The following is a 12,420-nucleotide window of genomic DNA, read 5'->3' as shown; positions in this document are numbered from 1 at the left end:
CGTTGCTTTCATCAGCGGAACCAAGGTTAAGGGGATAAGCCAGCAACAAAAAAGGCCGACATGATGTCGGCCTTGTTAACTTGACTAGATAGATCGAGTAATAACAACTCGGCACTGAACAGCTAGCCAGATTTCGACTTAGTTGTACGCTCGAGCAAGTATTCCCTGTCCCTGATATTCATACATTCCAGCATCGTTACTGATGAACGCTGACTCGCCTGAACTCAGCATTAACTTGTGCTCTTTAGTTGAAATCGTTACCTCACCACCGATACAAAATAAAATCTCTGCGCTCCGTAGATACTGTTGGCTGATCTCTTCGCTCACTGACAAGATGTCGAAGCCGAAATCATCAACAGGTATAGGGAAGCTCAACTTGTCTTCTTTCTCGATAGGTTTCAGTTTGATGCCTTCGATATCCGTCGTTTCAAAACACGTATTATCAATCAATTCAGGTACATCGATAAACTTAGGAGTGAGACCTGCACGTAACACATTATCTGAGTTCGCCATAATCTCTAGCCCAGTGCCTTCGATATAAGCATGCGGGGTTTCGGCATGCAAAAACATTGCTTCACCCGGTGCAAGCTCGATTGTGTTCAACATGAGTGGCGAAAACAAACCAATATCATCGACATAATGCTGTTCAAAGCCTTTGCTGTACTGTAATGCTTCACGCCCCATAGCAGTCTTCGGTCTACGTTCATAAGCTGAATACAACTGCTCTAACGCTAACTTTTTTCGCTCACCTTCAAGTGTCATCACCGAGGTAAAAAACACTTTCAAACCTTCGCTGTTGGGATTAATTGCTAGTGCTGATATTTCAATATCCAGTGCGCTAATCTCTGCTTCTTTAAACAGCTCTATAATTTGCTGAATAGGCCTAAAACCATTCATAGCTTTGTAGAAAGTCAGCGCATAAACCAGCTCAGGTTTATGGTTAGGATCTTTGTAGTTTCGATTCGATGCATCCAAACTAATGCCTAGCTTATTCTCTCGTTCAAAACCAAGCTGGGCCTTTTTCTTACTTGGGTGTACTTGTATCGATAGAGGGGTTTCTGCCGCAAGAACTTTAAACAAATAAGGTAGCTCGCCGAACCTTGCTTCCGTGTATTCCCCAAACATTCCCTTGCAGTCTTGGCTTAAAACCTCCGATAGCAACTGACCTGTATCAGCAACTCTTGAGCAGCCTCTAGGGTGAGCCCCCATCCAAATCTCAGCTTGAGGCTCGGCGTTAGGGTTTTGAATATCAAACAGTTCAGAAATAGACTGCTTGCTTCCCCACGGGTAATGTTGAATAACATTATCTAATTTAAATAAAGACATAGATATTTCTTTGTATCACTTGCAAGTAATCAAACATAGTCAACTACTTAGTATTAATCATTGACGCGCCCAGCTTGAGGGTAGCCGCGATATTTCTAGACGTTCGAGTCACGTTCATACTCGCCTCTTGAAGCACTTGTTCAAGACTTTGCGGTGAGCGAACGGAGGCAAAAGCACTGTCGATTGTGGCGTATAAATCATCGATTTCAGAACCTAAAGAACCTGCAATTCCAATCACTGGAATCGACTTCGCCTTAGCTCGCTTAGCAATGCCAAATGGCGTTTTACCTTGCAGGGTTTGGTTATCCATTTGACCCTCGCCCGTAATCACCAGCTCTGCCTGTTCTAGAACCTTATCTGCGTCTAACGCATCTAAAATCATCTCAATTCCAGGCTTAATTTGAACATCAAATAACAAGGAGACACCCAAAGGGGTCCCACCCGCAGCTCCGAACCCAGCACTAGAACAACGGTCGACACCCGTTATTGAGTAAGCAACGTTGGCAAAATTAGATAAACAACGCTCTAATTCAGCAATCAAACTTGAAGACGCTCCTTTTTGAGGACCAAACACCTCACTAGCTCCATTAACCCCAACAAGTGGGTTCGCAACATCGCATGCCACTATGAATTCCACTTGCTTACAACGGGGATGAACACCAGACAAATCGATGCGGGCAAGATTAGAAAGCGCAGCACCGCCTTTCGGTAATTCGTTACCTTCGCGATCCAGTAGCTTTCCACCTAAGGCCTGTACGATACCAGCCCCGCCATCGTTGGTTGCACTACCACCTAGGCCAAGCATTATTTTGCTCACCCCTAGATCTAAAGCTTCACATATTAGCTCGCCAGTACCATAGGTAGTGGTCACTGCAGGGTTACGTTGAGAAACATCGAGCAGGTCTAAGCCTGATGCCGCCGCCACTTCAATTAAGGCAGTACTGCCGTCATCAAGTAGCGCCCATTGAGCCGTCACACCACAGTCGAGTGAATCTAACTTTAGCGGCCCGGTCACAGGCGAAAGTCGTATCTCGCCCTCTAAACCTTGCATCAATATGTCAACCGTTCCCTCACCACCATCAGCAAGAGGAAGATGAACATATTGAGCCTGTGGAAACACTTCAGAAAAGCCTTTCTCAACAGCGTCACAAACTTGTTTAGCCGTTAACGACTCTTTAAATGAATCTGGTGCAATCACTATTTTCATCGTTTGAAGTCACCTAAAGCAGTAGAAACAAAAACGCGGAAATAAGAAGCCCGACACCAAGAACCACCGGGTAGGTAACCTGGCTGATATCTTTTGCCATTTCAGGTTCATCGTCTGGTTGTGTACTCGACTCTGAAGTGACTTCGCTTTCATCGTTATGGTCTGGTTGAACACTGTCGTCGCCAGCACCAAACAACGTCATAATTTGTTTGGTCGAATTAGCAGCCAATAGCTCCTCTCTGAAATCATCATCAACAAGAGAAGAGGTTAACGTAGTCAGTACTTCCATATGCGTTGAGCCGGCCTCAGCTGGCGGGATGGCAATCAAGAAGATCATATTCACTGGTTCATCACCATCAATGCCTTGCCACATCAACTCATCTTTCACAAAAGCACAAGCAAAAGTAGGTTCAATAACCGCGGTGGACTTACCATGAGGCACTGCTAAATACTCACCGAGCGCCGTTGGGCCCTCGCTCTCTCGAAGCATAACTGCATCTAAAAACTGTTGTTTATTGGTCAACTTACCTGCTTGGTCAATTTTATCAGTCAGTGCTTGAATCGCTGCGAATCGATCGTCAAATACCGCATCTAATAGAATCAAGTTTTCAGATGTTAGGTTAGATAGTTTCATGCGCTATTCCTTATGACTCTTTAGCCAAACAAATTGATACGGTTTCAATGTAAAGACACTTGTTAACTGTTCACGACTAATCAAGTCATAACCACCAGCATCAAGGCAAATCTCTTGCGGCGCCTCACTTAAGTTCAAAACGAAACGAATGGATTCATCTCCTTCGCCGCGCTGTAATGCAAACACCTTGTCACCTAGTGACAGAACTTTTTGGTTCGCAAGTGGGGAAAATGCAGGTTGAGTTTTACGCAACCTCACCAACTCAACCATTTGACTGTAAACTTGTTGGCGCAGTGAACCAGCTTCTGCTAACTCCGCCTCTAACTCATCTAAATCGAACTTCTCACGATTGATTCTGCGGTTAATACCTGATTCAACCATTCCGTTAATATCATTCTCACTACCCAATAAACTGTGATAATAAATGGCAGGCACACCAATAAATGAAAGCAAGATAGATTGAGCCGCCAAGAATTTTCTCGCTTTGTCATCCTCACTATCGGAAGCTTCAGTTAACGCACTTAAATAATTGATATTCAATTCATAAGGAGACTGAGAGCCATCACTATTGTTTTTATAGTTTACTCGGCCACCTTTACGCTCAACCTGTTCACACATCAACAAGCGATCTTCGTTGGTCAGAATCCCTTCCGTTGGGCGAACACCGACACCGTCATGACTCGCAAGGAAATTAAAGTAAGTTGTCTTATTCCCTTGCTGCAGTGAGGCCATCGCTTCTTCGGTTAGGCCTTTCGCCCGTTCAGTCAATACAGAACTGTTTTGACTCATGAAAGCATGCAGCGTCAAAGGAGGAAGCGGAAATTGGTACACCATGTGCGCTTCATTGCCTTGCCCAAAGTAAGAAATGTTTTCTTTGTGTGGCACATTCGTTTCAGTGATCAATAACGCGCCAGGAACCGTCTCATCAAAGATGATTCGCCATAGCTGGATAATCTGATGCGCTTCCGGCAAATGAATACACGTGGTATTTAACACTTTCCAAATAAAGCCAATGGCATCTAGGCGTATTGAACGGCCACCGTTTACTGCATACATCAATAAAATATCGATACTTTCTAGCAACACTTTCGGGCTACGGAAGTTAATGTCAATTTGGTCTTCAGAGAAGGTAGTCCACACATGAGATGTCTCACCCGAAGCCTTACTAAACGGTGTCAGGAGCGGTAAGGCGCGGGGGCGCGTAACACTCGAGTAGTCCAGGCTTGGGTCAGACTCAACAAAGTAATCTTGGTATTGCGTATCGCCCGCTAAGTAACTTTGAAACCAATCACTGCTTTTTGAGATGTGATTGATCACGCAGTCGTACATCAAATCAAAGTTCTCAGACAAGGCATTGAGATGTTCCCAGCCGCCTAATTTCTCGTCGACTTTTCGATAATCGACCACACTAAAGCCATCATCAGAAGTGTACGGAAACATAGGTAAAATATGGATGTTGCTGATTGAACCTTTTAGGTACTTATCAGCAAAAATCTTCATGCTACTCAACGTTTTTTCATCGTTACGAGCAAAGCTGTCACCGTAAGTAATCAAGTAAGATGTATGTTCATCCACCCACGGTGCGTATTGCGGAGCGCTTGGTTTCCATTTCTCAATTAAGGCTAAGATCTCTTTAGTAATTGAATTTGCATGCTCTTTGCCATAAATATCAGCAACTTTATTGAAAATCATTTGTTCAATCATGTTCTTAATCCTTATCGAGCAACGTTAAACGTTACGCGTACATCAATACTGTTGTTGGGCTTCACAACACAGCTCTGTCCACCAGTATCGATTCCAGAACCTGTGTACAATTTTGGCTGTTCTCGGTAATCCACCAACTCTATTTGTTTGAATTGCCCAAACGCATTTAAATCAAGGTCGACTTCCGAATCCGTAGGATTAAATAATCGGATAATCACTGCTTCTTTTTTATAAAAGGAGTGACCAATACTCGATAACTCTAATGCTTGAGTCATCGACAACAGGCTAAACGAGGCCAAACGGTCACGTGCGTCGAACCGCACTTGGAAACGCTCTAATCGATTCTCAAAACTGTTCAGTGTTTGTTTTTGGTAGCTAAACGGCACATCGAGATATTGGCGCTCTAGCTTACGCACCGTGCTGTGGTGCGCATCTTCAGTAAGAGCGAGAGCAAAACTAAATTGCATGGATTTTTGTAATTGAGCATCCGGTGTATGAACAACCGTATTATTGATGCCAGAAGCTCGGCCAGGTCGCCACGCTAGATCATCTTTTCCAAGTACACCCGTTGATTTAAATAGAGTGAGCGCAATCTTGTCTGAGTGCTCTCCTTTGATAACTTGGAACTCTTTAAGGCCGCTGCCATTAATGACTAGCGCTTTGTTTTCGCTGGCTAGTGCTACGGCACCATCAGTGGTTTCTACATCAATTGGGCACTCACGGAAGCTTTTCTCCCAACCAGAAATCGATGGTTCGACAGGTCGCTCCATCAAAGCGAATGGCTGAGTACTGATCGAAGTGTTAGTTTGAACATCAGAATTGACCAAGACACGCACTCGATGATCTTTTGCTTGGTTAATCGTGACAATGCTTACAACGAGTTGCTGGTTATCTTTGCAAAGCGTTAACATCACATCAAACACCGCTTGGTGATCATTTTGATTCGCGACGCGGGCATCAAGATCAACAGGGATGTCTAATGTTGCTCGTACCTTCATCACTTGTTCGGTGTCACCAATCTGCGTCTCAATGAGTTCAATCGTTTGGTTATAAAGTGGTGTATCACCTCTTAGTGGCGAGAAATCATAAGAGTCACCGTCGTCCGCCTGCTCCTCAAACGTGAGAAGTTGAGGAATAACACGGTTGGTATTTTTGTCGACTAATTGAAGTTGACTCCCCTCACACGTCAACATAAGCGAACCGTTCTCTATCGATGTTTGATCTCGTACTTCAACTTTTCGGTTGCTTTGATTGCTTCTCTGAACCTCAAATACCTGATATCCCATAGCAGGTAAATCATTCACCGAAATGTTTAATTCAAAACGGTAGTAAGGCGGCACGGATACTTCTTTCTCACCATCTTTAGTGACCTCAATGACCTTGCCACCATCTAAAGTTTCACGTTTGATCACTTCGATTGCGCACTCTTGTTGACCATCAGTAATGACGATGTTCTCATGCGAACTGAATACAACCGCTTTAACGAACCCCGTGTAAGGTTGAAGTTGTCCGTTGAACAACATCAACTCGTCATCGTGACAACTGCTCGCAATCTCTTTAATCACTAGGTTATATAAGCCATGACAGATTTCTTGAGCCTGCTTGAGGCGGTGCATGATATCGGCGTTAGTCGCATCACTGTTACAACCACCAATGCTATCGTGCGCGTGGCATTCAAGAATCTTCTTCCACGCGATATCAATCAGCTCTGTGTGTACCGTGATGCCTTGCGCTTTAGCTATAGCAACAACCACTTCAAGCTTCTTAATTAGGAACTGCTCAATATCAAAGTTAAGCTTCTTAATGTCGTATCGAACGGATCCAATCGTCTTGTGAATTCGAGCATAGCGCGGGACTTTGAATTCACCGTCGTAAGTTTCGAAACTATCACTGTTAGCTCGGAGTACATCAACGAATGCTTCCATCGATGAGATTGCGTACACGTCGTTGTCTGGGGAGCGCTGCGTTGCTGCCTGTAACGTTTTTGGAAGCTCAGGATCAATATTGACTTGGTCACCACCCGATGGGATCAGCACTTCATTCAAACCAGAAAGTGATTTAATTTTCTCAACCATTGGGAAGATTTTTTTGTCTAAATGCTCCGATGTTGCAACCATATTCTTCGCAGCACCATAACCATGTACCAAGTTATAAGCATAAATTTCATCACCACCAGCCGAGCGCCAGTTAAAGTTCGAACGTTCTACTTGTTGGTCGTAGTCAATGCCTCGCCAAAAGATGATGTTATCAATACCGGTGCCTTTAAATAACGTTGGCATTTGCGCGTTGTGTCCAAAGGTATCAGGCAAGTAGCCAACCTTCATACTGTGCCCTAAGCTTTCGGCAATGTGCATACCGTATTTCAGATTACGGATAATCGATTCACCAGCGACGTTGTAAGTATCCGTTTGGGTATACCAAGGACCAATGAATAGTTGCTTATCCACGACCAACTGTGCCAAGCGCTCACGCATGTGTGGCAGGACTTTAAGGTAATCCTCAACAATTGAAGACTGACCGTCTAGGTGATAACAGCTGTATTCTGGCTGTTCTTCTAGCGTTTCAATCACTTTAGTAAAGTTGTATGCAGCTAAGACGTCACTGTCTTGTTGAGTAAAATACCACTCACGATCCCAGTGTGTATGCGGAATTACATGAATTTTAGCCATTGATTTATCTCGACTTGTCTTAATTTGAATGAAGGAGAAGTACTTACTCCCCCTCTCTAATTTTGAATAATGAGGCAGCCTACTTAGGCATTGCTCGGCTGAGGTTTCGTACACAGCAAGAGTGCTATCGCTATAAACCCTGAACCAACGAATACAGATAATGTGTAGCTAATTGGGTCTGAAGACAGGAACCACCCCCAAACAGCGGGTAGAGGCAAGCTTTGGAAAACATTAAGAACCACAGCTAATTGAGTGCCTATAACTGAGCCAAGGATCATGATTGGAATCATCTTAGGGTTCTTAAGAATGAACGGAATTGCACCTTCTGAAATACCGATCATGCCAAGCATTAAAGAAGTTTTACCTACGGTTTGTTCTTCTGGAGTAAACACACGTTTGCGGAATTTGCCATCTAACATCGCCGCTAAACCAACTCCGATAGGTGGAATCACGATGCCGAGCTCACGCGCTATTAGGTCAAAGCCTTCACTCATACCATTGAGGCCTAGTGCAACCGAACCAGCAGCTTTATTTATCGGACCACCTAAATCAAATGCCGTTCCGGCAGCTATCACCATTGAGTAGATACCTCGGCCTGCGTCACCGGCTTCAGTAAAGAAATGGACCATTGCGAGATTAAGTGCACCAAAGAATGGGTTAATCGCGTACTCCATCGTTAACACCATGACCACACCCGTCACTGCAGGCACTAACAGCATAGTTTTCAACGTTGTAAGATCGGTTCTTACCCGAATAACATCATTTAGATAGCGAACCAAATAGCCGACGATGAAGCCAATCGCTATCGCGCCAAAGAAGCCTGAGGGAGCCCAACCTTCCAAGTCGAAAAATCGTTTGTACGGCTCGTCTGTCATCAAACCGCCAATGAAGGCAGGAATCAGGGCTGGTTTCCCCGCAATCGAATAGGCTAGGTAACCAGCAAAGATTGGGTACATAAACTTGATCGTCATAAAACCAAGCTTATCCAGAGTCTCAATTGGCGTACCCGAGATATCAACAAACTCACCAGTAATTTTCGCCACGGCCATCAGCAAGCCACCCAATACCACCACAGGTAACATGTAGCTGATACCTGTCATAATGTGGCCTATCGCAACTTGGTAAGCCGATCGTTTCTCATCATGAATCTCAACGTCCGCATCCGATTTCTCTTTACCACGTAAGAAAACGGTAGGGAGTAAATCGTCGACACGCTTAATGAGCTCTTGAGTACGAACTTGAAGTGGGTTCGCATTGTCAAAACGCTCCATATCCATAATTGGCACGTCTACTGCTAATACAACACCGTCGGCAGTGGCGATGTCATGTGCCGTTAGTTTGTTCTTAACACCATCGCTACCTTGAGTTTCCACCTTAACCTCATAGCCTTGCTTCTCAGCCCAACTCTGAATTTTTTTAGCTGCCATGAAAGTATGTGCAATGCCTGTAGGGCAGGCGGTCACTGCAACCAGTTTTTTCTTAGCCATGGTTTAGTACCTTGTAATTATCAACTGCAGCCAGTATATGAAGCTGGAATGTATGACGACACAGTTTCGTGGTACAAGTGACGTATCACGATACATCTGTGATTGAAGTCATGGTATTTTTCTCGTTTTCCCGCGTAATATTGATAGCCTATTCAATAATAGCTGAGAGCAATGAACACATTTCAAGGTATAGAACGTGCGATTTATGAATACTTGATCAGCCACGCCAGTGAGCTTCAAGATATTTCCGCCAAAACCATTGCAAATAAAGCTTTAACGACCACAACTTCGGTGAACCGTGTCTGTAAAAAGATGGGTTACGCAAGCTATACGGAGCTACGTTACAAGTTAGCAAGCGAGCTAAAACAGCAAGTAACTGAACCGTCGAATGAAACGAACCTGCAACAGATTATTGGTGTAGCCAATACACTCAAGTCGTCACCAGTGGTGTATTTATACTCACGTGGCGCGTCCATCGTGAGTGTCAGCTATCTTTCTCGATTTCTGTCGTTAGCCAATGTGCCTCATCTGGTGATCACAGACATACATCAACTGACTAGAGCTGAGCTCGGCACCCTGCTGCTTATCAGTAAATCTGGCGAGACTAATGCTGTGATAGAAATGGCACAGAATGCAAAACGAAAAGGGCTCAAGGTACTAGGGATAAGCCACAATGGATCAACTCTCGACCAAGTTTGTCACTTAAACGTCGCGTTGGAGGAGCAGGTAGATGGTATTTCTTTGTATGGCAGGGAGTCTCAGATACACACATTGCAAATCATTGATCAAATAGGTAAAGAACTGCTGACTTTTTAATATCAACCTTTCAGTTCTCTCAAACAAAAAAGAGCAGCTCAATGGCTGCTCTTTTGGATTCCACACATACCCAAGAATCGATATATGTTCAAGGACATAGCTTGTTCTAGAACGGCTAAATTAAAGGTTCATGACAAACCCTAGACGCACCGCATAGTCATTTTCTCGATTACCATTAGAATCCACGTAAGTTTCATCGACAGAGACAAGCTCCATGTATGGTGTCCAAGTTTCATTAATCTGGTAGTTAACCATTATCGTGTGTTCCCAATAATCGTCACGACCCGTCCCTTGATCGACGCCATCTTGATAACGATAACGAGGGTTATACATTAAACCTACGTCACCAAAGCTTTTTGATAGCCAGATATCAAACTGATTAGACGCGCCACGAGTCGTGCCGCTGCCGTCTAGATAGTCTTTGCCATTTGCATCGTTAGACCAGTTGTAACGGTAACGACCAGTTAAAGACACGCCATTTTCGAAGCTTGTTCCCAACTTTAGATAAGGGCGATATTCCGTCCAGTTTGGAGCGGTGACCGTCACCAGACCTGGAGCCCAATACCACTGGTCATTAATTTCAAATTTGTAAGTTGCTTCAAATTCTTGAGCGGCTGCTTTTAGACCATTTTTATCTTCATCGTTTGAATCATTACCGGCAAAGTAACCATCATTATGTATCTGAGCAGCCTCCGCACTAAAGTAGAAACCTGTATCAAAAGTATGCATGAATTTGACACGGCTATCACGAATATCAGATGCCGTGTTATGACCAAAACGCACATCTAACTTGGTTTCTCCGGCAAAAGTAGGCATTGAAGAAAGGGCAATAAGAGTAGAACAAAGTAGGACTTGGGTTTTCATTTTCAACCTTTATATTTTATTAGAGGGACGAGTTTTTACGTCGCCGCCACTATAAAACTGAGGTATTCAATGAGTAAAAAGTATTGTGGTACATTCGATGTATCACGGTTCAACTTGAAGATTGGTCACATTCAAAACCAGTATCCAAACGAGCTTTAACCGTAAACCGTGAGCAATTCTTCCAGAAAAACAGATGATAGAACTGACGGTAACCTAACCACCCGTCAGTTCTGATTAAGCACAATTGACAAGTAACATTGAACGCTAAATGAGCCTAATCCATCAAGCTCTTCGACTTAATCGCTTTCTTAGAAAGCTCTTTGGCAAACGCTTTAATATCTGTTTCAAACTCATCGACGCTCTGGCGTATTTCATCCAGTTGAACGGTTTGCATCACTCGATTTTCCATTACGATTTGACCGTTAACAATAGTGGTGTCGATGTTGCTCGGATTCGCTTGGTAAACCAAGGTCGCGTATGGGTCGTAATTTGGCATCATGTTCGCCGATGTTGTCTCTACAATCACGATGTCTGCTTTCTTACCTGCTTCAAGAGAACCGATTTGGTCTTCCATATGTAGGGCTTTCGCACCACCCAATGTTGCCATCTCAATCACCTGCTCAGGAATCATGATCGTACGGTCAGAATGCTTTAAGCGTTGCATGTTTGCTGCGTAACTTAGCGTACGCATGATATCGACTTGGTTCGAGCTCATAGGACCGTCTGTGCCCAAACCGATTCGCATATCAGCACGGTACATCTCCCACGCAGGTGCGATTCCCGTCGCACCCTTGGCATTAGCCATTGGATTGTATGAGATACCCGCATCGGCCTGTTTCAATAGCTTTTGGTCGTTCTCTGAAAGGTGGATACCGTGCGCAATCACGACTCGCTCATCCAACACACCAATTTCGTACATGTATTCGACTGGTGATGCCGCTTTGGTTTCGTCCTTGATGCGCTTTTCTTCATTCGGGAATTCAGCAACGTGAATCAACACAGGTACATCGTATTGAGCCGACAGTTTATTGATTTCTTGCAGCTTGTCTTTGCTCACGGTGTACACCGCATGTGGTGCATAAGCGGGTGTGATTAACTCATCGTTTTTGTACTGCTCGATAAAGCCCTTGGCATACTCGATGCCGCCATAAGGTTCTTTGGCATCAACCACAGGGAATTTAATCACGGTTTCACCGAGCACGGCGCGCAGGCCGACTTCTTTGGTCGCCTTTGCCATTTCATCCATGTGGTAATACATGTCAGCGTAAGTTGTTACACCACTTTGCGCCAACTCGATAGAGCCAAGCTTAGTCGCGTTGTAAATCAGTTCACGGCTAAGCTTTTCGGCTTCTAGCGGGAAGAAGTACGCAAACAGGCGATTCGAAATACCCTCTTCGCCTAAACCACGAAATGCAATCATAGGTAGGTGGTTGTGAGCATTGACCATGCCCGGCATAACAATCCCGTCTTGAGCATCAATCACCTTTTCAGCGCGATATTGAGTAATCAAATCCTCATTACCGACTGCGATAATCTGGTCATCTTTAACGACTACCACACCGTCTTCAATCACATCCATTTCAGAGTTGATTGTTAGAACCTGTCCATTGGTGATGATCAGATCGGCGTTGTATGTTTGAGTCGCGACCGTCGAACCACAGCCTGCCAGTAGAACTGCGCTGATGGTGCATGCCAAGCTTTTAAGCGTCATTG

9 protein-coding genes are annotated in these 12,420 nt (G+C 44.3%); 1 reads left to right on the top strand and 8 read right to left on the bottom strand.

What is annotated here, in order from left to right; translation table 11 throughout:
• Positions 1–138 precede the first annotated feature (138 nt).
• The 6 genes from manA to OC193_RS23705 all read right to left on the bottom strand — a co-directional run bounded on the left by manA (position 139) and on the right by OC193_RS23705 (position 9,027).
• Positions 139–1,326, bottom strand: a complete 1,188-nt coding sequence (manA, locus tag OC193_RS23730; RefSeq protein WP_048658936.1) for a mannose-6-phosphate isomerase, class I — start codon at positions 1,324–1,326, stop codon at positions 139–141.
• 43 nt (positions 1,327–1,369) lie between these two features.
• On the bottom strand, positions 1,370–2,533 hold the full coding sequence (locus OC193_RS23725; protein ID WP_048658935.1) for a glycerate kinase: 1,164 nt from the start codon (positions 2,531–2,533) through the stop codon (positions 1,370–1,372).
• A gap of 13 nt (positions 2,534–2,546) precedes the next feature.
• A complete protein-coding gene (locus OC193_RS23720) occupies positions 2,547–3,167 on the bottom strand; it encodes a fructose PTS transporter subunit IIA (RefSeq protein ID WP_048658934.1) in 621 nt (206 codons plus the stop codon).
• A gap of 3 nt (positions 3,168–3,170) precedes the next feature.
• Positions 3,171–4,871, bottom strand: a complete 1,701-nt coding sequence (locus OC193_RS23715) for an alpha-amylase family glycosyl hydrolase (protein WP_048666219.1) — start codon at positions 4,869–4,871, stop codon at positions 3,171–3,173.
• 11 nt (positions 4,872–4,882) lie between these two features.
• Positions 4,883–7,540: a glycoside hydrolase family 38 N-terminal domain-containing protein gene (locus OC193_RS23710; RefSeq protein ID WP_048658932.1), complete on the bottom strand. Its 2,658-nt coding sequence runs from the start codon at positions 7,538–7,540 to the stop codon at positions 4,883–4,885.
• Positions 7,541–7,623: 83 nt separating this feature from the next.
• Positions 7,624–9,027 (bottom strand): PTS fructose transporter subunit IIC, encoded by a 1,404-nt coding sequence (locus tag OC193_RS23705; RefSeq protein WP_048658931.1) that lies wholly within the window; start codon positions 9,025–9,027, stop codon positions 7,624–7,626.
• 171 nt (positions 9,028–9,198) lie between these two features.
• Here OC193_RS23705 and OC193_RS23700 point away from each other — a divergent pair, with 171 nt between their 5' ends.
• Positions 9,199–9,843, top strand: coding sequence for a MurR/RpiR family transcriptional regulator (locus OC193_RS23700; protein ID WP_048658930.1), 645 nt, complete (start codon positions 9,199–9,201; stop codon positions 9,841–9,843).
• Between the two features lie 120 nt (positions 9,844–9,963).
• Here OC193_RS23700 and OC193_RS23695 read toward each other — a convergent pair whose 3' ends face one another.
• Complete coding sequence (locus tag OC193_RS23695; RefSeq protein ID WP_048658929.1) at positions 9,964–10,707, bottom strand: oligogalacturonate-specific porin KdgM family protein; 744 nt, start codon at positions 10,705–10,707, stop codon at positions 9,964–9,966.
• A 274-nt stretch (positions 10,708–10,981) separates the two neighbouring features.
• Positions 10,982–12,418 carry an amidohydrolase gene (locus OC193_RS23690; RefSeq protein ID WP_048663860.1) on the bottom strand — a complete coding sequence of 479 codons (1,437 nt, stop codon included), beginning with the start codon at positions 12,416–12,418 and terminating at the stop codon, positions 10,982–10,984.
• Positions 12,419–12,420: the final 2 nt, after the last annotated feature.

Origin of the sequence: Vibrio crassostreae (assembly GCF_024347415.1) — a bacterium.
Classification (GTDB): Bacteria; Pseudomonadota; Gammaproteobacteria; order Enterobacterales; family Vibrionaceae; genus Vibrio; species Vibrio crassostreae.
This window is presented reverse-complemented; position numbering and strand designations above follow the sequence as displayed.

What these genes read in the sequence shown, in the direction of transcription:
- manA (WP_048658936.1), bottom strand. Translation starts at nt 1,326, where the DNA reads ATGTCTTTATTTAAATTAGATAATGTTATTCAACATTACCCGTGGGGA.
- OC193_RS23725 (WP_048658935.1), bottom strand. Translation starts at nt 2,533, where the DNA reads ATGAAAATAGTGATTGCACCAGATTCATTTAAAGAGTCGTTAACGGCT.
- OC193_RS23720 (WP_048658934.1), bottom strand. Translation starts at nt 3,167, where the DNA reads ATGAAACTATCTAACCTAACATCTGAAAACTTGATTCTATTAGATGCG.
- OC193_RS23715 (WP_048666219.1), bottom strand. Translation starts at nt 4,871, where the DNA reads ATGATTGAACAAATGATTTTCAATAAAGTTGCTGATATTTATGGCAAA.
- OC193_RS23710 (WP_048658932.1), bottom strand. Translation starts at nt 7,540, where the DNA reads ATGGCTAAAATTCATGTAATTCCGCATACACACTGGGATCGTGAGTGG.
- OC193_RS23705 (WP_048658931.1), bottom strand. Translation starts at nt 9,027, where the DNA reads ATGGCTAAGAAAAAACTGGTTGCAGTGACCGCCTGCCCTACAGGCATT.
- OC193_RS23700 (WP_048658930.1), top strand. Translation starts at nt 9,199, where the DNA reads ATGAACACATTTCAAGGTATAGAACGTGCGATTTATGAATACTTGATC.
- OC193_RS23695 (WP_048658929.1), bottom strand. Translation starts at nt 10,707, where the DNA reads ATGAAAACCCAAGTCCTACTTTGTTCTACTCTTATTGCCCTTTCTTCA.
- OC193_RS23690 (WP_048663860.1), bottom strand. Translation starts at nt 12,418, where the DNA reads ATGACGCTTAAAAGCTTGGCATGCACCATCAGCGCAGTTCTACTGGCA.